Genomic DNA, 21,763 nt, shown 5'->3' on the forward strand with positions numbered 1-21,763 from the left:
TATGCTGATTTTAGCTTCGGCCTCTCCCCGTCGTGCCGAGTTGTTAAGCCAACTGCAGGTACCGTTCAAACAGATCAGTATCGACCTTGATGAGTCGGTTAGAAGTGGTGAAGAGCCTCGGGACTATGTTGTTAGGTTAGCCCGGGCCAAAGCCGAAGCTGGTTGGCGACAAGCAGGGCATGTAGATCCGGTACTTGGCTCTGATACGGCTGTGGTATGTCAAAATAAAATTCTCGGCAAGCCGCAAGACCAGGCCGACTTTAAGCGCATGTTTGCCTTACTGTCCGGTGCCCATCACCAGGTAATGACGGCGGTGGCGCTGCGCAGCGATCGCGGATTGCAGCACAGGTTGGTGCTGACGGATGTCAGTTTTAAAGTGGTAACCCCGGAAGAAATGGAATGGTACTGGCAATCCGGTGAACCACAGGATAAAGCCGGAGGTTACGGCATTCAGGGGCTGGCTGGTCGGTTTGTCACACGTATTCAGGGCAGTTACAGTGCGGTGGTCGGGTTACCCTTGTATGAAACTGCCGAATTGCTAAAGGAGCAACATCTGTTATGAGTGCCGAGCTGTTGATCAACGTTACCCCATCGGAGTCCAGGGTTGCCCTGATCGAAAATGGCATCTTGCAGGAAATCCACGTAGAGCGACATACCAAAAAAGGACTTGTAGGGAATATATATCGCGGCAAGGTCAGCCGGGTGTTACCTGGGATGCAAGCAGCCTTTGTGGATATCGGTTTGGACAAAGCGGCTTTCCTACATGCATCAGACATCGTTATTCATAACGAGTTGGTGGGGGAAGTATCAGAGAGTCATTTGTCCAAGCAAGATATTCGTGAACTGGTGCGAGACGGTCAGGACATCGTAGTGCAAGTGGTGAAAGATCCTATCGGCACTAAAGGTGCCCGTTTAACCACGGACATTACCTTACCCTCACGTTATCTGGTGTTTATGCCCAGTGTTGCCCACGTTGGCGTATCGCAGCGCATTGAAGACGAGGCCGAGCGAGAGCGTCTCAAGCTACTAGTGCAGGAGCTGTGCAGTGAAGATGGTGGGTTTATCCTGCGCACTGCGGCTGAAGGAGTTGGAGAAAGTGAGTTACAGCAGGATGCTGAGTTTCTCAAACGCCTGTGGGCAAAAGTGCAGCAACGCATGAAAAAACGCAAATCCAACGTACTTTATGAGGATTTGCCATTAGCACGTCGCGTATTGCGAGACTTTGTTGGCACCCAGCTGGATCGTATTCGTATAGATTCAAAACTGGCATTCAGTGAGCTGCAAAGCTTCACCAAGGAATATGCCCCTGAGTTGCACGAGCTGCTGGAGTATTACCAGGGCGAGCGACCTATCTTTGACTTGTATGATGTGGAAAACGAAGCGCAGCGTGCGCTGGAGCGGCGAGTTGAGTTGAAGTCGGGTGGGTATTTGATCATCGACCAGACCGAAGCCATGACCACTATTGATATCAATACCGGGGCTTTTGTTGGACATCGGAATCTGGAAGAGACGATTTTCAATACCAACATTGAAGCCACCGCCGCCATTGCCAGACAGCTTAGGCTACGTAATCTGGGTGGCATTATTATCATCGACTTTATTGATATGACCGACCTGGATCACCAGCGTCGGGTGTTACACAGTCTGGAAGTGGCGACCGGCAAAGACCGGGCTAAGATCAACATTCATGGCTTTACCGCCCTGGGTCTGGTTGAGATGACCCGCAAAAGAACTCGCGAAAGTTTGGAACATATCCTCTGTGGCGAGTGTCCAGTATGTAAGGGGCGCGGTTCCATTAAAACTGTGGAAACTATTTGCTTTGAAATTATGCGTGAAATAGTGCGGGTAAACCGCGCCTATGATGCAGACAAATTTGTGGTTTATGCCTCGCCAGCGGTCGCCGATGCGCTGCTGGGGGAAGAGTCGCATATGCTGGCCGAGTTGGAAGTGTTTGTCTCCAGACAGATAAAGGTACAAACGGAACCCTTGTACAATCAGGACAAATACGACGTGGTGATGATGTAGCCGACTCAGTATGGCAATAGAAACCTAATGAATGATAAGGCTTATGCCGACGGACAATGACTCAAGCGGTTAACCAGGAGGGTAATTCGTAGCGCGTTGTTGTCTGTATATTGAACGATTGAATTGCAGTGAAAAAGCCGGTTTATTATCTGTCCTACATATTGCGCAAGTTGTGGACGCTGAGCGCCGTGCTGCTGGTTACCCTGGCGGTATTGCTCAGCGTGTTGCGTTATAGCCTGCCGTATATGGATAGCAAGAAACACTGGCTGGAAGACTATATCAGCCAGGAGTACGGCACCGATCTAAAAATCGGCAGCATTAGTGCTGCCTGGAAAGGCACCGGCCCGGCTATTGTGCTACGTAATGTTGCACTGAATCATCAAAGTAATTCACCCATTCAACTTAATATCCGTGAAACCCAGATAGAACTGGATTTTTGGGGTTCTATTCAGAACGGCAAAATCCAGTCTCAGCGCTTCAATCTGGATGGTTTAACCCTGTCACTGGATATTCCGCGTTTAGAGTCGGGCGAAAGTGAATACCCTGTGGTGGATGCACTGCAGGAATTGTTTCTAGAACAACTGCAGCGCTTCTCCATCAATGACAGTGACTTGTTTCTGGCCACCGAGCAGGAACGTCAACATATCCAGATCCAGCAGCTCAGTTGGTTAAATCAGGCTCAGCGTCACCAAGGCACAGGTCTGATGCGCGTGGCTGAGCTTACACGCAATTCAGCCCGGTTTATTCTGGACTTGCGTGGGGGAAGAGACAATCTAAGCGGTACTTTCCACGCTGATGCCAAAGAGTTGGATATCTCCCCTTGGCTGGCGCAATTTAATCCTAGTCAGCGGGAACTAGCCAGTGGCCGTTTAAATTTCTCATTGTGGGCGGAAATCCGTGATTCCCAGCCTGTGTCGATGCAGGCAAATTTCAGCGATAGCCAATTGCGTTTTAAGGGTAAACAGCCAGCCAGTCTGCGAATTGCGAAAGGGACATTGCGCGCCGAACCTGATGCCAACGGCTGGCGCTTTGCCTTGCAGCAGGCCGAACTGCTTAGCAATGAAGAACAGCGTTTAACCCTGGACCTACAAGGCTATGCCAGTGACAACGGGGAATATCTGCTACGTAGCTCGGATTTACAATTAGCCGAGTTGTCCCCGGTGCTGTCTGGCTTTATCAGTGAACAGCAGACTGATTGGCTGGAGGCCATGTCTCCGCAAGGCAAACTGACGCACATGGCACTACTGGCCAGTGATGAAGTGGTCGCGGCAACCTTATCCTTTAGCGATCTGGAGTTAGCGGCAGCGCAACATATGCCTGGAGTGAGTGGCCTGCAGGGAAGATTTGACTGGGTTAATGGGCAAGGTCGGTTGTCGTTAACCGGTCATGATGGTTACCTGCTGACGGATGGGCTGCTGGATAGTCGGCTGGCATTCGATGGCCTGGATGCCGATCTCTACATCCAACAGGATGACAACGGCACCATTCTGACACTGCCGAAATTGGCCTTCAGCTCTGATGTCGTCACTTTTAATCAGGCCGTTCGATATAACAGCCAGGATGGTGAGCTGACGCTGGTCACGCAGGTGGAAGGCCTGACCGTAGCAGACGCCAAAAAGTTGTTTCCCGGCGAATTGATGGGGCAGAACACCAAAAGCTATCTTGACCATGCGCTGGTGTCGGGCAGGGTAAAACAGGCAAGCCTGCTTTGGCATGGTGTTCCTGCCAATTATCCTTTTGCTGATAACAGTGGCATTTTCCAGGCCCAGGTTGAATTGCATGACAGCGAGTTTCTATTTGATGATGACTGGCCAGCGCTGACCGAATTGTCCATGCAGTTGTTGTTTGAAAACCAAGGCCTGTGGATGGACAGCAGCAAAGGTAAGTTGCGTAATCTTAAGGTTGGGCATGTGAGTGCTGTAATTCCTGAACTCAGGGATGACTCGGTGCTGACAATCAGTCTACAAGACAACGCCTTAGGCAGTGATGTTACCGATTTAATGCTCAACAGCGAATTGGCCAGTTCCGTGGGCGCTGCGCTCAAAGAAGTGCAAATTGAAGGGGAGTTGAAGGCCGAACTGGAGCTGACTATTCCCCTCAGCGGCAAGGATGTGGTCGCGCGGGGCAAGGTTGGCTTTAATAACAACAAAGTCAGTGTGCAGAGCCTAAAGCTGGATATGCTGAAAACCCGCGGCGAGCTAACCTTCGTTAATGACAAGATTACTGCTAGAGATTTACAAACTGAGTTGCTCGGTCAGCCTACCACTATTTCGTTGCAGGGCCAGCAGCGCACTGATGGCTATCAAACCCAAATACAGCTTAACGGTGAGTGGAACTGGCATCAGTTTTTGTTGGCGCAGCATCCGGGTTTAGAACCCTTCGTGGCTGGCGTTTCTCCCTGGCATGCAGATTTAACTCTGACGCTGCCGGAGCAGGGTTATCAATATGAATTTAACTTACAGTCGGACATGCTCAATGTGGTGTCCGATTTACCAGCGCCCTTTGCCAAAGGCGCTGGCATGGACATGCCGCTGCATCTGGATGTGAGCGGCGACCAACAGGTCTCCAATGTACGAATGCAACTAGGCAATGCGGTGCGTTTTAATGGCCTGCTACCGCATCAGGAAATGCGTTTCTCAAGAGCCCATTTGGCATTGGGTGAGAGTAGTTTTGCCGGTATGGGCAATGGATTCAGTATTTCGGCCAATCTTCCTTTCATTAGTGTTGAGCAGTGGCACAGTGCAATTGCGGCTCTGTTGTCGCTACCGTCCGAAAAAGAGGGGCTGTTTCCGGTACCCGAACGGATTTTTGTTAATGCTCAGAGCTTAGATGTGCTGGGGTTGGTACTGAATCAGACTGAGGTGAATTTTAAGCATTCTGACTTAGCCTGGTTGGCCACCCTCAATGCAAAACAAGGTCGTGCGGAGATTGAGATAGGTCATGACTGGCTGGAGCGCGGCATCAGTATTCAGGCCGACTATCTGGCACTGCCTGCCTGGCAAACGTCTGAGCAGTCGAGAGAGCCTGATTTCAGTCAGTTTCCCCCTCTTTTGATTGAGTGTCAGCGCTGCAGTTATATGGATTATGAGCTAGGTCAGGTGAGCATCAAGCTCAGTCGCGCCGAGCAGGGTATGAAGATTGACCGACTGGATATGAAGTTACCGGACAGCCGAATTAGTGCCATGGGTAACTGGTATATCGGTGAAACCGGTAGCAGTACTAAACTCACCGGTAATCTGGAGAGTAAGGACTTCGGCGCGCTGCTGAAACATTTTAAATTTGATGCAGGTATAAGGGACTCTGGTGCCAGGATGGACTTTGATCTGAGTTGGCAACAAGCACCCTACCAGTTCAACTACGCTACGCTGAATGGCGATGTGAAGTGGGGGCTTACCGATGGGTATTTGAGCGAAGTGAGTGACAAAGGTGCCCGTTTGTTCTCTATTCTCAGTTTGGAATCACTGGTCCGTAAGTTGACCCTGGATTTTCGTGATGTGTTTGCCAAGGGATTCTTCTACGACAAGATGAACGGTACTTTTCAGGTCAGAGACGGAAAAGTGCACACTGAAGACACCAGTATTGATGGTGCAGCAGGCAAAATGGTGCTGGCTGGCTACACCGACCTGAATAATAAGCAGCTTGATTATCGCATTGGTTTTACGCCAAAAGTGACCTCCAGCTTGCCGGTTATTCTCGCCTGGATGGTCAATCCAGCTACGGCTCTAGCGGCATTTGCCCTGGATGAGGTGCTCACTTCTGCCAAGGTTATCTCCAATATTGAATATTCGCTTAGCGGTACCCTGGACGAACCTGTGTTGCAGGAGCTTGGGCGCGACAGTCGTGAAGTGCAATTGCCAGCTAAAGCCAAGCCCAAAGAGCCCGCGCCACAACCGCCACAATTGCCTGTTGAGGAAACATCCAATGGTTAATCTGGCTGCGATTCAGCTGGTTTCGTCTCCTGACCCGCTAGAGAATCTGGCCGAAGTGGCCAGACAGTTGCAGGGGCTGGATAAGTCTTCACCTTGTTTGGTGGTGCTGCCGGAGTGTTTTGCTTGTTTTGGCGGTAGCGACAAAGCACAGCTGGACATGGCTGAAACCTTTGGCGAGGGACCGGTGCAAAGCGCATTGGCTGAGCTGGCTATCCAGCACGGCGTTTGGTTGGTAGCCGGTACCTTGCCAATCAAAGTGCCCGGCAAAGAGAAATTCAGTGCCTCAAGTTTGCTGTTTGCACCCAGTGGCGAGGTATTTGGTCACTATCGCAAAATTCATCTTTTTGATGTGCAGGTCGCCGATGGCACACGCACTTATCTGGAGTCCAGGTACACCCAACCCGGTGATGAATTGGTGGTTGCAGATACGCCACTGGGGCGGATTGGTATGGCGGTGTGCTATGATCTGCGTTTTGCCGGGCTGTTTCAGGCCATGGGTGAGCTGGACATCTTAGTATTACCCGCTGCATTCACACAAGTAACGGGTGAAGCCCATTGGTGGCCGTTACTCAGGGCCCGAGCCATTGAAAAGCAATGCTTTGTGGTGGCTGCCGGGCAGGGCGGTGAGCATGCTAATGGACGGGAGACTTATGGTCATTCCACGGTTATCTCTCCCTGGGGGGACGTGTTGACCAGCCTGGCCAAGGGCCCGGGGTTGGTGCAGGCCCGGGTTGATTTTGACCAAATGCGCGAGATACGTAGGAATATGCCAGTTGGGCAGCATAACCAATTCAGGAGCAAACTGATTGAATTCAATAGTTGAGCAGAATCTACTGTCAGCATCTGAGCTGACACAAGCTGATCTGCAAGAGGCCTTGGGCCTGATATACCAGCACGATAATGATTTTGCTGACCTGTATTTTCAATCTAGCCAGCATGAGAGCTGGGTGCTGGAAGACGGCATTATTAAAGAAGGCAGCTACAACATTGAGCGTGGTGTGGGTGTTCGGGCCGTGAGCGGCGAGAAAACCGGTTTTGCCTATTCAGATGAAATTTCCAGACAAGCATTGCATCAGGCTTGTCAGGCAGCCCGCAGCATTACCAGGCAAGGTGGCAATCATCAGGTAAAAGCATTCTCTGCCGCCCAGTCCCAGAAGGCGCTGTATGAAGGACGCAATCCCATTCTAGACCTGTCTGATCAGGATAAAATCAACTTGCTGAAAAGCATGGATGCCTATGTACGCCAGCAGGAGCCTGACATTAGTCAGGTGGTAGTGAGCATCAGTGGTGTATATGAAGAAGTACTGGTGGCGGCTACCGATGGCACGCTAAATACCGATATTCGCCCCTTAGTTAGACTGAACTGCTCAGTATTAATCGAAAAGAATGGCCGCCGGGAACGCGGTAGTGCGGGTATGGGCGGGCGTTATGCTTACGCCAGATTCCTGGAACTGGAGCAGGGCATTCCCCGTTACCAGCAACTTGCTGACGAAGCTTTGCATATGGCCAGGGTGAATATGCAGGCTGTTGATGCCCCAGCCGGTCTGATGCCGGTTGTGCTTGGCAGTGGCTGGCCTGGGGTACTTCTGCATGAAGCCGTTGGTCATGGCCTGGAAGGCGATTTTAACCGTAAGGGCTCTTCTACCTTTAGTGGCCGTATTGGTCAGCAAGTCGCTGCCAAAGGGGTTACTGTGGTGGACGACGGCACCATGGCTGAGCGCCGTGGCTCGCTTAGCATCGACGATGAAGGCAATCCGAGTCAGTATAACGTGTTAATCGAAGACGGCATCCTTAAAGGTTATATGCAGGATAAGCTGAATGCGCGTCTGATGGGCGTGCCAGTAACAGGTAATGGTCGCCGCGAGTCTTATGCGCATCTGCCTATGCCAAGAATGACCAACACCTACATGCTGGGTGGTGAATACGAGCCGGAGGAAATTATCAGCACCATTAAAAAAGGCATTTATGCCCCTAACTTTGGTGGTGGTCAGGTCGATATCACCTCTGGTAAGTTTGTTTTCTCCACCTCTGAGGCGTACTTGATTGAGAATGGCAAAATTACCACCCCGGTAAAAGGCGCTACCCTTATTGGTAACGGCCCTCAGGTGATGCAGAAAGTCTCGATGATAGGCAATGATATGAGTCTCGATCGCGGTGTTGGCGTGTGCGGTAAAGACGGCCAGAGCGTGCCGGTGGGGGTTGGTCAGCCAACCCTTAAAGTTGATGAGCTTACCGTCGGCGGTACGGCATAAAAAAGGGCGGCAATGGCCGCCCTCTTCGTATTACTTAGACTCAGCGATGCTTGCGCTGACCTACTGCTCTGATATTTGTCGTAAATATTGAAATATCTCACGGGAAGATTTCGGTGGTTTATTTTGTTGCGCTTCTTTTTGCGCCTGACGGCTTAATTGACGCAGCTTTTGCCTTTCCAGAGTTGGATACAGCTCCATAGCGTGGTTGATGGCGCTGTCGCCATTGGCAACGATATCGTCGCGCAGCCTTTCCAGTTTATGAAACTGTGCAGTAGCTTGTTGATGTTTGTTTTCCAGCAAATCAAGAGCTTGCTGAATGGGCTCTACGTCACGGGTACGCATTAACTTGCCGATAAATTGCAATTGACGGCGATAGCCCTCTTTTTTCTTGTCGATGCGTTTAGCCAGATTGATGGCATCGCTCAGTTCCTGGTCTAACGGGACTTTGGCTAACGCAGCCGGGCCCAGGCCAACCAGTTTTAAACCCAGTTGCTGCAGGTCCTGCATCTCATTCTTAAGCTGGGTTTTGCTTTTTCCTTCAAATTCCTGATCGTCGTATTCGGTCATCTTGATGTCTTTAGTGGTAAACTAGCTATCCAATTGTAACCTTTTGCCCGCTGGAAAACCTAATTCCCATGAATGCACAACAAAGCCTTGCTGAAATTCAGACCGTTGTTGATGATGTCCTGACCCTGGCCAAAAAGCTGGGGGCCAGCCAGGCCGAAGCCAGTATGAGTAAAGTACAGGGTATTGCCGTATCGTCTCGCATGCAGCAAGTTGAAACTCTGGAGTTTACTAATGACGGCGGACTGGGGATTAGCGTCTATGTCGGACAACGCAAAGGCAGTGCTTCCACGGCCGACTTGAGCCCTGCAGCGCTCAAGCTGACAGTGGAAAAGGCCATAGAGATAGCGCGTTACACCAGTGAAGATCCTTGCGCTGGTTTGGCCGATGCTGATCTTATTGCTACCGAGTTCCCGGACTTGGACTTGTACCATCCGGTTGAACTGGATGCCGAAGCTGGTATTGCGATGGCAATACGGGCTGAGCAAGCCGCTTTTGCCCATGACGAGCGGATAAAAAACTCAGATGGAGCCTCCTACAACGCCAATATGGGCGTCAAAGTGTATGGTAACACCCATGGCATTAATGCAGGCTACCCAAGCAGTCGTTACAGCCTGAGCTGTGTAGTGATAGCAGAAAAAGACGGTGATATGCAGCGTGATTACGCTTATACCGTTAATCGTGAAGCCGGCTTATTACATACACCCGAACAAATAGGTATTGAAGCTGCGCAAGCCACAGTTGCACGCTTGGGCGCGCACAAGCTGAAAACCAGTAAAGTGCCGGTACTTTTTCATCGAGAAATTGCCTCCAGCTTATTCGGCCATCTGGTCTCTGCTATCAGCGGGGGCAGTTTGTATCGTAAGTCTTCATTCTTACTCGACCATTTAGGTAAGCAAGTGATGCCGGACTGGGTGCGAATCGAAGAGCGCCCTCATATTCTGAAAGGCCTGGCGAGCTCAAGCTTTGATCATGAAGGCGTGCGCACCAAGGACATGGATATTATCGACCAGGGGGTATTGCAGCACTACCTGTTAACCAGCTATTCGGGCCGAAAACTGGCCATGCCGTCCAACGGTCACGCCGGGGGCATTCACAATTGGTTGGTGAAGTCATCTGGGCAGGATTTTGAGCAGTTACTGGCGCAGATGGGTACCGGGTTGCTGGTTACCGAATTAATGGGGCAGGGTGTTAATATCGTCAATGGTGACTATTCACGCGGCGCGGCGGGCTTTTGGGTTGAAAACGGACAAATCCAATATCCGGTTCATGAAGTAACCATTGCCGGAAATCTGAAAGAGATGCTGATGGGCATTCAGGCTATTGGGGCGGATACGGAGAAACGCGGAGCGGTGCAAACCGGCTCTGTACTACTCAGTCCTATGCAGGTCGCGGGCGACTAACAGGATAATAAAAAAGCGAGGAGTTGCCTGTTGGCCATCTCCTCGCTTTTATTGCTGCTTAGGCGTCTACTGCGCCACAGAAGCGATAGCCTTCACCGTGCACAGTCACAATCAACTCTTCGGCGCTAGGCTCTGATTCAAAGTGCTTACGGATACGACGGATAGTCACGTCTACTGTTCTGTCATTCGGACGCAATTCACGACCTGTCATTTCCATAATCAACTGTTCGCGGGTCAGAATCTTACCTGGGTGACGCAGGAACAGGTGTAAGGCACGGAATTCACTGCGAGGCAGACGGAATTCCTGCGCGCTGGGTGAAATCAGGCTGCGACTGTCACCATCCAAGGTCCAACCGTTGAACGAGACCTTGCTAGGCAGGTCGTCGTCTTCGTTGCTGTTCAGGGTTCTGGCCAACAGGTTTCTGGCACGAATGGTCAGCTCGCGAGGGTTGAATGGTTTGGTCAGATAGTCATCTGCACCGATTTCCAGACCCAGAATACGGTCAACATCGTTGTCACGGCCGGTCAGGAAAATCAATCCAACATTTTTGCGGTCGCGCACTTCACGCGCCAGAATCAGGCCATTCTTGCCAGGTAGGTTGATATCCATAATGACCAGATTAATGGTATGCTCGGCAAAGATGTTGTGCATCTCTTCACCGTTTTCGGCTTCATAAACCTCATAGCCTTCTGCTTCAAACAGGCTTTTTAGCGTTGTTCTGGTAACAACCTCATCTTCAACAATGAGAATATTTGGGGTTTGCATCTTTTAAAGTTCCACGCTTTGTTAGATTTTTGTAAGTTTACCAGATAATGGTCATTCTCATAAGTGTCCTGAACCAATAGAATCGCGCGCTTGACTGATTCTGTCAGCCACTTAGCCCATCCGACCGAAATGATTAGCGGAAGTTCACTCGCTTAAGCAGTGCAGAGCTGAACTTTAGGTCGGTTTGCTGATAAACCTCCTGGTTAAAAAATATCTTCATTTTGGACTGCAATGGCACTATTGCCATCATGCCGCCGTTGCGAATGAAGTTTAGTGATTCGCCTATGGATACGGTGTGGCGATTAATTTCGGCCAATAAGGAGAAGAGCTTATCGTCTTCTTTATCCTGACTGACAAACAAGATCTGGCAACTTTGCTGACTGAGTTGCTCCGCGTCTTGTAGCTCGATAAGTTTAATCGCTCTTTGTTTCACTTGTTGGTTCGGGGAGCCTTTAAATACCTTGGCATGAGCAAAGTTATTGCCCTCCAGGAAACAGAAGTTCACCGGCTGCTGGCTGCCCTCATCAATAAATTGAGTGAAGTTAGCAATGTGCAATAAAAATGGTGCGCGCAGTTGCTCTGAGCTAAAGCCCTGTGACCAAACCTGTCCTGTCGAAAGTAACGACATGACCATTAAAACAGCAATGATGAGCGATGATCCTTTTCGCATCATGAACTCTTAGCTATATCCGAGTGTTCCAGTTTCCGCACTGGGAACAGAATCTGAAACTCCACACCATGCCCCTCTTCGCTGGTCACAGTGATAGAGCCGTTTAGTGCCTGAGTGACCAGGTTATATACCAAGTGCATACCCAACCCACTGCCACCTTGGCCACGTTTAGTTGTCACAAAGGGGTCAAAAATTCGTTTACACAGATGTTCCGGAATACCTTTGCCGTTATCTACATACCTGATGCAGAGCTTGTTATTGCCCTGCATTTCCACCCAGATGTCGATTTGACCTTTTTCCATAAACTCGAAACCATGAATCACAGAGTTCATGATCAGGTTAATCATTATTTGGTTAATGGGACCGGCTTTGCTTTCTATGGTCAGGTTAGGGTCGCAGTGCAACTGGATTTCGTGGGGGAGCTTTTTAAGCTTTGGCCGCATGGACAGCAAAATTTCGTCCATCAGTTGTCTGAAGGCGAATACTCTGGCTGTCTCGCTGGTTTGATCGACAGCAACCTGTTTAAAACTGGAAATCAGCTCAGCGGCCCGATTCAGGTTGCGGTAGATAATATTAAGGTTCTCTTCGCCTTCCTTAAGAAATTTGGCCAAGGCGCTGGCTTTCAGATTTTTGTCTTCGAAGTCTTTTTGCAGTTGAGTGAGTCTGTCCAGCATCATGGTTGAGGCTGTTACACCTAAACCTATGGGCGTATTTACCTCGTGGGCTACACCGGCAACCATGTCGCCAAGGGAGGCCATCTTCTCATTCTGCACGATCTGACGTTGAAACTGGTGTAGTTTCTCAAGGGTTTGGATAAGCTCTTTGTTGGCTTCTTTTAAAGCAGTAGTGCGCTGTCCTACTTTCTCTTCCAGACTCAGATTCAATCGGCGATATTCTTCTTCGGCAAGTTCCTGTCGTTGGATGTGCTGCTGAATAGTGGCAAGCATGTCATTGAATGCGCTACCTAAAATATCCAGCTCTTTGAGGCTGGATGCCTTGGCCCGACTGGAGTATTCCTTCTGATGCGCAATCTGCTGCACCAGATAGACCAATTCTTCGATGGGATGGGTTACGGAACGTTGCAAACGCAGAGTCAGCAAGAAGCTGAGCACCAAGGCTAACAGCAAAACCGTCAGCGTGATCAGTATAGTGTTTAAGGTCAGCTTATTGAGGGCATCAATGGATGCTCGGATGTAGGTATAGCCAACCCGATCACCTTCCAGGTTCACTGGCATCATATATTCGAGTGCATCTGCACCAAACGTTGGTGTGGCGAGCTCTTCGGTGCGTCCGAACATGGCCCTTACCGGCGCTTGGCCAGTTTTGTTATAGCTGGCAAAAAACTCCAGTTCGTTGGCCGGATTCAGCTTGTAAATGTGTACGTTGTTGATAAAAGCGGCCGCAGACAAGGCCTGTAAATTCTGCTCTTCGGTGACGTTGTCATTAAATACAATACCGCTGGCAGCATTGGTGCTGATTAACTCCGCGAAAGTTTCCACTTCGTTAATCATTTCTTCTTTGTAATTACTGATTTGTACGTACAGGGAAATGCTGGATGCCAGGATAAGTGCTGCCGTGGTAATTGACATTACTACCCAGATAAACAGACTTTTTATGGATAGGACCCGCTTTTGTTCAGCCATGCGCTTCCGGTTCAGTCCTGACTTGTAGTTATTGTTTCTCGATCAAGCTTATCACCATATTGATACAATCTTTTGAAAAAGGAAAATTTTTAAAGGGTCAATTCGAAAAGATGTGCATTAATTCAAAGCCTTTTGGTATCAAAGAGCTATGGACGGCTTATCAGCAAACGGTGTTTCTGCTTGACGCACCACCAGCTTTGGCATCGCAAGCTTGTATTTTGACCGCCTGTAATCCGCTCGGGCAGATTCAAACAGCCTCGCAGAATAAGCTGCGTCAGCAGCAGTTGGCTGATTGTCTGATGCAGCAAAATATCAGGTTTTCGCCTTTATCTGGGGCCAGTCCCGATCTTAGCCATCAGGAGGCCAGTTACCTGATAGTTTGTGATAAACCTAAGGGTATAGAGCTTGCTGAGCAGTTTGCGCAGAACGCGCTTTATTGGCTGGATGGGGATGACTTATGGTTGCTGCCGGTGTTACTTGCTGGCGTGCAATCTGTGTATTTAGGTAGCTTTACAAAACGCTGTCGCATTAATAACGAATAGCCTGCAGCAGCGCCTGCTCACTGATGTTTAACTGTGCCGCGAGGCTTTTTAATCGTATTTTCTTACTGATTTGCTGGGCGTCTGTGGCGGCAGGCAACTGCAAATCGGCAAAATCACTCAGGCAGACACAAATAAGCTGTTTGGCTGCCTTAGCTTGCGCATCTGCCGTGTTTACTTGTTTGTAGATTAAATGCGGACAGGGCTGCGTGCGGGCCGGGTCTTGCAGGCACTGTTCGGGCAGCGCCTGCACCGTAGAACATATAAACCCTGCTGCGCATAAAAGTGCTTGCACATAACGCATAGGATTAATTATCCATTGGCTGACAATGTTGATATAGCGCCTGATAATTCAACGCAGCGTCATACCAAGTAAATTTCTGGCGCATGGCGCGTTTTTGCATCTGCGTGAAGTGTTCCGGGTATTCATAGTAAAACAGCATGGCGCGCCTGACGCAGTTAAGCAGGGCGGAGCTGTCAGGCGCCTCAAACATAAAACCGGTTGCCTGCTCGGGCAGGGTCTGCAGATCCAATACGGTGTCGCGCAGCCCGCCTACGGCGCGCACTATTGGAATAGTGCCATAGGCGAGGCTGTACATCTGGTTTAGCCCGCAAGGTTCAAATAACGACGGCATCAGAAAGAAGTCGCTGCCTGCTTCCAACAGGTGCGCCATACGGGTGCTGAAGTCATTGCGAAAAACTAACTTGTCTGGGAACTGGGCTGCATTAAATTGCAGCACATCACTGATCACCGGGTCACCGGTGCCGATAACTAAAACTTGTACATTGTGTTGCAATAACTGGTTCAGTACTGGTAGCAAATAGCCAAAGCCCTTTTGCTCTGTCAGCCGACACAGCATGCCGATAAGTGGCACATTAGGTTTGTCCGGTAACCCGACTTCTTTTTGCAGCGCTTGTTTGCAGAGGCCCTTACCCGGTAGTGATTCGCCGGTGTAATTGGCCGGTAAATGCGGGTCTGTTGCCGGATCCCACTGCTGGTAATCACAGCCGTTGAGTATACCGCTGACATCATTGGCCCGGTGCTGAAACTCATGGTAGAGGCTGTGCGACCCCAGCGGCGTTAGCAACTCCCTGGCATAGTTGGGGCTGACTGCATTGATCTTGTCGGCAAACTGAATACCGGCTTTCAGGAAGTTCAGATTGCCGTGACTGTCGATTTGCGCGGCCAGCTCGCCATGCGGGCGTAAAAAGCTGATATCTGCAAAGCGGTGTACACCCTGATAAGCACCATTGTGAATGGTGAGTAGGGTGCGGGTACAGGCAAAAAAGCCACTTTGGTCACGCTTGATAAAATAGGGGCAGAGTGCCGTATGCCAGTCATTGCAGTGCACCACATCAGGTTGGAAATCTATGGCCTCCGCCGCTTGCAGTGCCGCTTTGGAGAAGAAGGCAAAACGCTCGGCGTTATCACCAAAGGCTTCATAACCATCAGAATATAACCCTGCACGATGAAAATACTCTGGGTAATCAATGCAGTAAACCGGTACGGTTTCCAGCTCCAAACGTTTGATATTAAAACGGTATTCTTTGTCACCAGCCTGAAGATACTGCTCGTCGGTGAGATTGGGTAGCTTAAACTTGTCGGCCAGTTGTTTGTAGTAAGGTTTGACGATACGCACGTCATGCCCAAGCGCCTTCAACGCTATAGGTAACGACTTCGCAACGTCTGCTAAACCACCGGTTTTCGCCAAATCTTCTACTTCAGAGACGACAAAGAGTATTTTCATTCAAATCCAACCTTCATGCCTTTGGCTATGACGGTCAATCCCTCCTCGGTAACAGTGAGGCCTCGGGCCTTATCTTGCAAGGGATTGACGCCAACTTCGGTGCCGGGCGCAACACACACTCCTTTGTCGGCAATGACACGATTCAGGTAGCTGCCGGCGCCTATATGCGCTTTGCCGAGGATAACGCATTCATGCAGCCTTGAACCAGCCCCAAGATGCACATTAAAACCCAGTACCGAACGCTCCACTCTGGAACCGACAATCTTGCAACCTGATGAAATCAATGAATTGAGTATGGTGGAGTGATGCCCGCCTTCATCCGCCAGGATGCGTGCTGAGGGTACTGGCGGGTGAAAACTACGCAGCGGCCACTTTTCATTATTCAGTTCAAATTGTGGCTCACAGGCCAGTAAGTCCATATGGGCTTCCCAGAATGAATACAAAGTGCCGACGTCACGCCAGTAATGGTTATGGATTTCCCCTGGAATGGTGTTCTGGGTGAAATCATAAACTTGAACTTGCTTATCCTTGTAAAGCTTGGGAATAATGTCATGGCCAAAGTCATGGCTGGACAGTTTATCTTCAGCATCGGCATACAGGCTCTTGTAGAGTACCTGTGCGTCAAATACGTAGTTGCCCATAGAGACCAGCGCCATATTAGGGTTGCCGGGCAGGGGCTTAGGGTGGGCAGGTTTCTCTTCAAAGCCGGTCATACGGAAGTTTTCATCTACTTCTATTACCCCGAACCGATGTGCTTCGCTAATCGGCACACGGGTTGCGCATACTGTCAGGGCTGCACCGCTTTTCTCGTGATAACGTACCATCTGCCGTACATTCATTTTGTAAATGTGATCACTGCCAAAAATGCACACATTGTCAGGATCATGCTGCTCAATAAGGCGAATATTCTGATATATGGCGTCAGCTGTGCCTTCGTACCAGCGCTTACCCATGCGCATTTGTGCAGGAATGGCGTCAATAAAGTTGCCGGTCAAACCGGACAAATACCAAGCCTGGCGTAAATGAATATTCAGGGATTGGGATTTGAACTGGGTCAGCAGGTAAATTTTCAGCAGATCGGAATTCACAAAATTGTTTAAAACCAGATCCACTAACCTCAGTCCTCCGGCAAAAGGTACGGCAGGCTTAGTACGGCTCTGAGTTAAAGGGAATAAGCGTGTGCCGGCACCGCCAGCGAGGATCATTGCGAGGGTTCGTGCCATGGTATCTCCATCGTCCGGTTGGATAAAACTGCACCTTGCCCATGTCAGCCCGAACTGGCAGAAAACATCCTGTGCGTACAATACCTGCCATGGTAACTGAACAGACTCAGATAGGAGTATAGACAAAGTCGCCAAACGGCAAGGCCTGCAGCCATAATTCCAAGCAAGAAATACCCGAAATAAAGAGGTTTTGCAGCGGATAACGCAAGCGGCTCTGTCCCTGAGCTAAGCTTCCCTGGAAACTGCGTTACATCAGGCGGATATGCTAAGTGTTGGCCACTTTAGCTTGGATAACCGAAAACGCTGCTCATTGATCTGTTGCAACAGGGCGTCCCTTTCCAGCTCATGAAAATAGCGAAACTCCGGCTCTTCGCGAATCAGCTCTGTGCAAAGGCTCACCCTCAACTCCAGTTCGCATATGCTGTGCTCAATAGCCTTGACGGTGGCGCTTCGACCAAACCTGAAAGGGACAAGAAGTGCATCTGACATATGGATTTCCTCCAAGAAACGACAGGACCAGTGTCTTGCCGCTTTCACTGCAATCAAGTTCAATGCCAAGCTCCGCTCAGCATCCATACAATTTGGCAAACTGCCAGACAATCAAAGGCCTGCAGCCTAGCCAAGGGCTATGACAATTTGATTAATGAGGGATGAAAATCTGGTGAAAGGGGGGAATTGTGCGGTAGTAGGGCAAAGCCGCACCAACTCGGTGCGGCAACAAAACACTAGCGCTGGCAGCCGTATACCCGGAATTTAGGCGTGTCAGCCAGCCACTGTACCTTGCCGAAGCTCTTTTCCAGCAGCGGCGGATACTTCAGGAAGCTGTTCGCTACCATATATAAACGGGCATTAGGGCTCATTTTGGCCGGAACCTGCCGGATAAAGTCTTCGCTGACCTGGTAATCGGTTTGCAGGCCGGTGTGAAAAGGCGGGTTGGTGTAGACAGCCGAAAATGGCCTTTTCAATTCGTTTAAGCCATGGCTGGCGACAACCTCTGCCTGAATACCGTTGTCCTCGGCACTTAGCTTGGCACAGTAAAGCGCCAAGGCACTAACATCAGACATCACCACTTTAGTGTCTGAATTTAGTTTACCCAAGTAACAGCCAATAACACCGGCGCCGCAGCCAAAGTCGAGCACCTGACCGCCAGGCACCTTAGTGACCTGTTCCAACAATAATCGAGTGGCCGGATCCAGGCTGCCCTGACTAAATACGCCGGGCAGAAAGCTGATGGTTAAGCTTTGGTTTGCGACCATCAGCTCGGTCTTTTTCAGCCACTGCTTAAGGCTGAATGCCTTAGCGGGCTTATCCAGAATCGCACCAAACAAAGCGCAGTGACGGGCAGAGTCGAGTTTGTTGCAGTGCTCAGCGTAATCCGCCAGAAGCTTAGGTGCGCTTTTTACTCCGCCTTTGTTGTCACCTACCAGCAGCATCTGACCGCCAGGTACCAGGCAGTGGGCCAGGTTAGCAATCAGCATCTGCGCCTGCTCTTTGGCTTTTGGCATGTAAATCACAATGCCATCAAACTTAGCTTCGCAAGGATAATCCGGGCCAAAATGGTGCTGTTGTTCACCCGTACTTTGACAAGCTTGCTGGTAAATATCGAAATACTGGTGGAAGCCAAACAAGGTTCCTTGGCCCAGTTCGCGGAATACTTGCGCGTCTTCAGGATTTACCAGCAGCCAGCGGCCCTGGGCAAAACGCTCGGCATTTCTTATCAATAACTGACTGGGGGCGCTAAGCATCAGGCGATCCTCTCAAACATCAAATCCCATACTCCATGCCCCAGACGGTGGCCGCGTTGTTCAAATTTGGTCAAAGGGCGAAAATCCGGTCTTGGCACGTAATCCTGGCTGGCAGACTGGTTCTTATAGCCTTCGGCCTGGCTCATAACCTCGAGCATATGCTCGGCGTAGTTTTCCCAATCGGTAGCCATATGCCATACCCCGCCGATGGCCAGTTTCTGGCGAACCTTCTGGGCAAATTCTGGCTGTACGATACGGCGCTTGTGGTGACGAGATTTATGCCAAGGGTCAGGGAAATACAATTGCATACGGGCCAGGCTGGCATCCGGAATACACTGTGCCAGTACTTCCACCGCATCATGTTCAAACACGCGCAGATTCTTGATACCGGCGGCTTCAGCATCTGCCAGACAAGCACCAATACCTGGGCGATGTACTTCAATACCGATAAAATCTTTATCCGGCTCGGCCGCGGCCATTTCTACCAGCGATTTACCCATACCAAAACCAATTTCCAGTACCACCGGTGCCTGGCGGCCAAATACTTGGCTAAAGTCCAGCATGCCATTATCAACACTTAGGCCCATGCTTGGCCAGTTCGCCTCGATAGCGCGGGCCTGGCCTTTGGTCAGGCGCCCTTCGCGTTTAACGAAGCTGCGAATTTGGCGAAGATAAACCCCTTCTTTTTCGGGTTGTGGGTTTTGCTGGTCACTCATACTGTTTATCTCTGCTGTGAATGGCGTGCCGCCTGGCTGAAAAAGGGCGCGTATTATGCCTTGTTGGTTAAGCAATATCCACGTATTAGCCTAGATACTCAGCAAGTTCTGCGGCCAGCAATTGGGGCTGTTCCAAAGGCAGCATATGACCGGCATCAGCAAATACTTTCAGGCTGGCATGAGGGATGCCCTTGTGCATGGCCTGCATTTTACTTAGCTGTGCAACTTGGTCTTGCTCGGCGGCAATGATATGTATGGGAAAAGGCGCTTTGGCCAGTGCCGGAGTGAGATCCGGCCGGTCTGATGCCGCCATCAAATGATACTTCAGCACCGCACCGCCTAAGTCCTGCTCCATCTCCCTGATGGTTTGCTCTGCCATCTGACGGTTAGGGCTGTGCGAATGTACCATCATGCTTAGCCGTTCGTTTGACATAGGGCGAAACTGGCCCCTGTGTAAGGCGTTGATAATTAGCTGGCGCTGTTTAAGTTCGCTGCTGTCCAGCCCCGCCGAACAAAAGCCAATCAAGGTCAAAGACGCGACCTGTTGTGGATGCGTCAGGGCAAAGCGGCAGGCCAGATAACCACCCATGGAAAATGCCACCAGATGCACCTTATCCTCACCCACCGCATGTTGGCTCAAGCCATCCATTTGTTCCAGGGTCTCGGCCCACTGCAGGGGCACGTAGCGGCGTTCATGGATATTCATTTCACGCCATAAAGGCAGCCACAACCTTTCATCGCATTGGGTACCGGGAAAGAAAACAACGGGAAAAGAATGCATCATGGGCTTGAGGTCTGGTGTGATTTGCTTGCTATCATAGCAGCTTGAACGAATTGAGCAGCACTCAGGATCTTTGCTTGTCTTCTACCCCTACGCAATTTGCCGAAAAAATTCTGGCCTGGTTTGATATCTATGGCCGTAAAGATCTGCCCTGGCAGCAGAACAAGACACCTTACTCGGTATGGGTGTCAGAAATTATGTTGCAGCAAACCCAGGTCACTACCGTGATCCCTTTTTACCAGCGTTTTATGGCGCGCTTCCCCGATGTACAAAGCCTGGCGGATGCTCCCCAGGATGAAGTGCTGCACCACTGGACCGGCCTTGGCTATTACGCCAGGGCACGGAATCTGCAAAAGGCCGCCCAGCAGGTGAGGGACCAGCATCAAGGACAGTTTCCTGCTTCTTTAGCGGCCATGATGGCGCTGCCGGGTATTGGTCGCTCCACGGCGGCGGCTATTTTGTCGCTGGCCTGCGGGCAGAGCCATGCGATTTTGGACGGTAACGTTAAGCGGGTACTGGGACGTTACGCTGCCATCAGCGGCTGGCCGGGTGAGAAAAAAGTCGAAAATCAGCTGTGGGAGTTGGCCGAGCAGCTTACTCCCGCCAGCAGAACCGGTGATTACACCCAGGCCATGATGGATATGGGCGCCACCTTATGTACCCGCAGTAAGCCCAAATGTGGCGAATGTCCGGTAGCGGCTGATTGTGCCGCTAAAGCCCTGGGCAAACCTACGGATTTCCCCGGTAAGAAAGCCAAAAAGGCCATTCCTGAGCGTAAAACTATTATGTTGCTGCCCAAATGGCAGGAGCAGGTGCTGATATATAAGCGCCCGCCTGCAGGTTTATGGGGTGGTTTATGGGGCTTTTTCGAAGTGGAGCACGACAGCCAGATTGCTGAAAAAGCCAGGGAGCTAGGCCTTACCGATTTCCGCTTGACGGAAATGCCGGGCTTTCGTCATACCTTCAGTCATTTTCATCTGGATATTCGTCCCATGCTGCTGGAACTGACAAGCGAGCCACGGGCGCAAGTGGTACAAGAGCAGCCATTGCTTTGGTATAACCTGGATAATCCTGCCAATGTAGGATTGGCCGCGCCAACCAAAGCGCTTTTTAGTACACTGCAAAAAAATAAGTAACTATGCGGCCCGGTGCCGCGCCGCGAGAGAGAATAGTATGAGTCGCACGGTTTATTGTCAGTACCTGAAGAAAGATGCCGATGGTCTGGATTTTCAGCTCTATCCCGGGGATCTGGGCAAGCGCATCTTTGACAATATTTGCAAAGAAGCCTGGGCGCTTTGGCAGAAAAAGCAGACCATGCTGATAAATGAGAAGAAGCTCAATATGATGAACGCCGACGACCGCCGCTTTCTGGAAGAGCAGATGGTGCAGTTTCTGTTTGAAGGCAAGGATGTGGAAATTGAGGGGTATGTGCCACCCAGCGCCTAAATAACTATGGAGACGGGGCATAAAACGCGATAACGAGCATAAACTCAGCGCTTTGATTGATTTCTATCCACTTGAGTAAGAAACGCAATAAAAGTGCAAAAAAGGAGTTGACTTAATATGCCGGAATCCGTTTAATACGCACCCACGACGGCACGGCCAGAAAGGTCAGTCAGTCAACCGAATTTGCCCAGATAGCTCAGTCGGTAGAGCAGGGGATTGAAAATCCCCGTGTCGGTGGTTCGATTCCGCCTCTGGGCACCACCATTCCTAGCCTCAGACAATGTCTGGGGCTTTTTCTTTCCTAGAATCCTAT

The 21,763-nt window shown here is 50.4% G+C and carries 20 protein-coding genes and 1 tRNA gene; 10 read left to right on the forward strand and 11 right to left on the reverse strand.

Annotated elements, in window-relative coordinates; translation table 11 throughout:
• Nucleotide 1 precedes the first annotated feature (1 nt).
• The 5 genes from KJY73_RS20605 (at nt 2) to tldD (ending at nt 8,206) form a co-directional block, all read left to right on the forward strand.
• Complete coding sequence (locus KJY73_RS20605; protein WP_214345529.1) at nt 2–562, forward strand: Maf family protein; 561 nt, start codon at nt 2–4, stop codon at nt 560–562.
• Nucleotides 559–2,025 (forward strand): ribonuclease G, encoded by a 1,467-nt coding sequence (gene rng / locus KJY73_RS20610; RefSeq protein WP_206593116.1) that lies wholly within the window; start codon nt 559–561, stop codon nt 2,023–2,025. Before KJY73_RS20605 ends, rng begins: the two co-directional genes overlap by 4 nt.
• A 128-nt stretch (nt 2,026–2,153) precedes the next feature.
• A complete protein-coding gene (locus KJY73_RS20615; RefSeq protein ID WP_214345530.1) occupies nt 2,154–5,954 on the forward strand; it encodes a YhdP family protein in 3,801 nt (1,266 codons plus the stop codon).
• On the forward strand, nt 5,947–6,777 hold the full coding sequence (locus KJY73_RS20620) for a carbon-nitrogen hydrolase family protein (protein ID WP_214345531.1): 831 nt from the start codon (nt 5,947–5,949) through the stop codon (nt 6,775–6,777). Before KJY73_RS20615 ends, KJY73_RS20620 begins: the two co-directional genes overlap by 8 nt.
• Nucleotides 6,761–8,206 carry a metalloprotease TldD gene (gene tldD, locus KJY73_RS20625; protein WP_214345532.1) on the forward strand — a complete coding sequence of 482 codons (1,446 nt, stop codon included), beginning with the start codon at nt 6,761–6,763 and terminating at the stop codon, nt 8,204–8,206. The genes KJY73_RS20620 and tldD overlap by 17 nt, the downstream gene beginning before the upstream one ends.
• Nucleotides 8,207–8,266: 60 nt before the next feature.
• Here the strand turns inward: tldD and yjgA are convergent, their stop codons facing one another.
• Entirely contained in the window at nt 8,267–8,773 is a 507-nt protein-coding gene (yjgA, locus tag KJY73_RS20630) for a ribosome biogenesis factor YjgA (RefSeq protein ID WP_214345533.1), read from the reverse strand.
• A gap of 68 nt (nt 8,774–8,841) precedes the next feature.
• Here yjgA and pmbA point away from each other — a divergent pair, with 68 nt between their 5' ends.
• Nucleotides 8,842–10,173: a metalloprotease PmbA gene (gene pmbA / locus KJY73_RS20635; protein WP_206593121.1), complete on the forward strand. Its 1,332-nt coding sequence runs from the start codon at nt 8,842–8,844 to the stop codon at nt 10,171–10,173.
• Nucleotides 10,174–10,231: 58 nt separating this feature from the next.
• Here the strand turns inward: pmbA and arcA are convergent, their stop codons facing one another.
• The 3 genes from arcA to KJY73_RS20650 all read right to left on the reverse strand — a co-directional run bounded on the left by arcA (nt 10,232) and on the right by KJY73_RS20650 (nt 13,252).
• A complete protein-coding gene (gene arcA, locus KJY73_RS20640; protein ID WP_206593122.1) occupies nt 10,232–10,939 on the reverse strand; it encodes a two-component system response regulator ArcA in 708 nt (235 codons plus the stop codon).
• Nucleotides 10,940–11,072: 133 nt separating this feature from the next.
• Nucleotides 11,073–11,609, reverse strand: coding sequence for a YfiR family protein (locus KJY73_RS20645; protein ID WP_214345534.1), 537 nt, complete (start codon nt 11,607–11,609; stop codon nt 11,073–11,075).
• Nucleotides 11,609–13,252: an ATP-binding protein gene (locus KJY73_RS20650; protein WP_214345535.1), complete on the reverse strand. Its 1,644-nt coding sequence runs from the start codon at nt 13,250–13,252 to the stop codon at nt 11,609–11,611. The genes KJY73_RS20645 and KJY73_RS20650 overlap by 1 nt, the downstream gene beginning before the upstream one ends.
• A gap of 110 nt (nt 13,253–13,362) precedes the next feature.
• Here KJY73_RS20650 and KJY73_RS20655 point away from each other — a divergent pair, with 110 nt between their 5' ends.
• Nucleotides 13,363–13,794, forward strand: a complete 432-nt coding sequence (locus KJY73_RS20655) for a DUF3293 domain-containing protein (RefSeq protein ID WP_214345536.1) — start codon at nt 13,363–13,365, stop codon at nt 13,792–13,794.
• Here KJY73_RS20655 and KJY73_RS20660 read toward each other — a convergent pair.
• The 7 genes from KJY73_RS20660 to KJY73_RS20690 all read right to left on the reverse strand — a co-directional run bounded on the left by KJY73_RS20660 (nt 13,781) and on the right by KJY73_RS20690 (nt 19,929).
• The gene (locus tag KJY73_RS20660) at nt 13,781–14,095 is read right to left on the reverse strand and encodes a hypothetical protein (protein WP_214345537.1); all 315 of its coding nucleotides are present in this window, start codon (nt 14,093–14,095) and stop codon (nt 13,781–13,783) included. The two genes, KJY73_RS20655 and KJY73_RS20660, sit on opposite strands and share 14 nt — an antisense overlap.
• A 4-nt stretch (nt 14,096–14,099) precedes the next feature.
• Complete coding sequence (gene glgA, locus KJY73_RS20665; RefSeq protein ID WP_214345538.1) at nt 14,100–15,539, reverse strand: glycogen synthase GlgA; 1,440 nt, start codon at nt 15,537–15,539, stop codon at nt 14,100–14,102.
• Nucleotides 15,536–16,762: a glucose-1-phosphate adenylyltransferase gene (gene glgC, locus KJY73_RS20670; RefSeq protein WP_214345539.1), complete on the reverse strand. Its 1,227-nt coding sequence runs from the start codon at nt 16,760–16,762 to the stop codon at nt 15,536–15,538. The genes glgA and glgC overlap by 4 nt, the downstream gene beginning before the upstream one ends.
• 252 nt (nt 16,763–17,014) lie before the next feature.
• Nucleotides 17,015–17,251: a hypothetical protein gene (locus tag KJY73_RS20675; RefSeq protein ID WP_206593129.1), complete on the reverse strand. Its 237-nt coding sequence runs from the start codon at nt 17,249–17,251 to the stop codon at nt 17,015–17,017.
• A 236-nt stretch (nt 17,252–17,487) separates the two neighbouring features.
• Complete coding sequence (locus KJY73_RS20680) at nt 17,488–18,507, reverse strand: methyltransferase (protein ID WP_214345540.1); 1,020 nt, start codon at nt 18,505–18,507, stop codon at nt 17,488–17,490.
• Nucleotides 18,507–19,223 carry a tRNA (guanosine(46)-N7)-methyltransferase TrmB gene (gene trmB / locus KJY73_RS20685; RefSeq protein WP_214345541.1) on the reverse strand — a complete coding sequence of 239 codons (717 nt, stop codon included), beginning with the start codon at nt 19,221–19,223 and terminating at the stop codon, nt 18,507–18,509. Before trmB ends, KJY73_RS20680 begins: the two co-directional genes overlap by 1 nt.
• An 85-nt stretch (nt 19,224–19,308) precedes the next feature.
• On the reverse strand, nt 19,309–19,929 hold the full coding sequence (locus KJY73_RS20690; protein ID WP_214345542.1) for an alpha/beta fold hydrolase: 621 nt from the start codon (nt 19,927–19,929) through the stop codon (nt 19,309–19,311).
• Nucleotides 19,930–20,081: 152 nt separating this feature from the next.
• Between KJY73_RS20690 and mutY the strand changes: the two genes are divergently transcribed.
• From mutY to KJY73_RS20705, 3 genes are all read left to right on the forward strand, one after another.
• Nucleotides 20,082–21,140, forward strand: coding sequence for an A/G-specific adenine glycosylase (gene mutY, locus KJY73_RS20695; protein WP_214345543.1), 1,059 nt, complete (start codon nt 20,082–20,084; stop codon nt 21,138–21,140).
• Nucleotides 21,141–21,177: 37 nt separating this feature from the next.
• On the forward strand, nt 21,178–21,450 hold the full coding sequence (locus KJY73_RS20700) for an oxidative damage protection protein (RefSeq protein WP_214345544.1): 273 nt from the start codon (nt 21,178–21,180) through the stop codon (nt 21,448–21,450).
• Nucleotides 21,451–21,635: 185 nt separating this feature from the next.
• Nucleotides 21,636–21,711: transfer RNA gene (locus KJY73_RS20705), tRNA-Phe, on the forward strand.
• Nucleotides 21,712–21,763: the final 52 nt, after the last annotated feature.

It is taken from the genome of Bowmanella yangjiangensis (assembly GCF_018531185.1).
Taxonomy (GTDB): domain Bacteria; phylum Pseudomonadota; class Gammaproteobacteria; order Enterobacterales; family Alteromonadaceae; genus Bowmanella; species Bowmanella yangjiangensis.

What these genes read in the sequence shown, in the direction of transcription:
- KJY73_RS20700 (WP_214345544.1), top strand. Translation starts at nt 21,178, where the DNA reads ATGAGTCGCACGGTTTATTGTCAGTACCTGAAGAAAGATGCCGATGGT.
- KJY73_RS20605 (WP_214345529.1), top strand. Translation starts at nt 2, where the DNA reads ATGCTGATTTTAGCTTCGGCCTCTCCCCGTCGTGCCGAGTTGTTAAGC.
- rng (WP_206593116.1), top strand. Translation starts at nt 559, where the DNA reads ATGAGTGCCGAGCTGTTGATCAACGTTACCCCATCGGAGTCCAGGGTT.
- KJY73_RS20675 (WP_206593129.1), bottom strand. Translation starts at nt 17,251, where the DNA reads ATGTCAGATGCACTTCTTGTCCCTTTCAGGTTTGGTCGAAGCGCCACC.
- KJY73_RS20620 (WP_214345531.1), top strand. Translation starts at nt 5,947, where the DNA reads ATGGTTAATCTGGCTGCGATTCAGCTGGTTTCGTCTCCTGACCCGCTA.
- glgC (WP_214345539.1), bottom strand. Translation starts at nt 16,762, where the DNA reads ATGGCACGAACCCTCGCAATGATCCTCGCTGGCGGTGCCGGCACACGC.
- arcA (WP_206593122.1), bottom strand. Translation starts at nt 10,939, where the DNA reads ATGCAAACCCCAAATATTCTCATTGTTGAAGATGAGGTTGTTACCAGA.
- glgA (WP_214345538.1), bottom strand. Translation starts at nt 15,539, where the DNA reads ATGAAAATACTCTTTGTCGTCTCTGAAGTAGAAGATTTGGCGAAAACC.
- trmB (WP_214345541.1), bottom strand. Translation starts at nt 19,223, where the DNA reads ATGAGTGACCAGCAAAACCCACAACCCGAAAAAGAAGGGGTTTATCTT.
- yjgA (WP_214345533.1), bottom strand. Translation starts at nt 8,773, where the DNA reads ATGACCGAATACGACGATCAGGAATTTGAAGGAAAAAGCAAAACCCAG.
- pmbA (WP_206593121.1), top strand. Translation starts at nt 8,842, where the DNA reads ATGAATGCACAACAAAGCCTTGCTGAAATTCAGACCGTTGTTGATGAT.
- KJY73_RS20655 (WP_214345536.1), top strand. Translation starts at nt 13,363, where the DNA reads ATGTGCATTAATTCAAAGCCTTTTGGTATCAAAGAGCTATGGACGGCT.
- KJY73_RS20645 (WP_214345534.1), bottom strand. Translation starts at nt 11,609, where the DNA reads ATGCGAAAAGGATCATCGCTCATCATTGCTGTTTTAATGGTCATGTCG.
- KJY73_RS20690 (WP_214345542.1), bottom strand. Translation starts at nt 19,929, where the DNA reads ATGAATATCCATGAACGCCGCTACGTGCCCCTGCAGTGGGCCGAGACC.
- KJY73_RS20650 (WP_214345535.1), bottom strand. Translation starts at nt 13,252, where the DNA reads ATGGCTGAACAAAAGCGGGTCCTATCCATAAAAAGTCTGTTTATCTGG.
- KJY73_RS20660 (WP_214345537.1), bottom strand. Translation starts at nt 14,095, where the DNA reads ATGCGTTATGTGCAAGCACTTTTATGCGCAGCAGGGTTTATATGTTCT.
- KJY73_RS20680 (WP_214345540.1), bottom strand. Translation starts at nt 18,507, where the DNA reads ATGCTTAGCGCCCCCAGTCAGTTATTGATAAGAAATGCCGAGCGTTTT.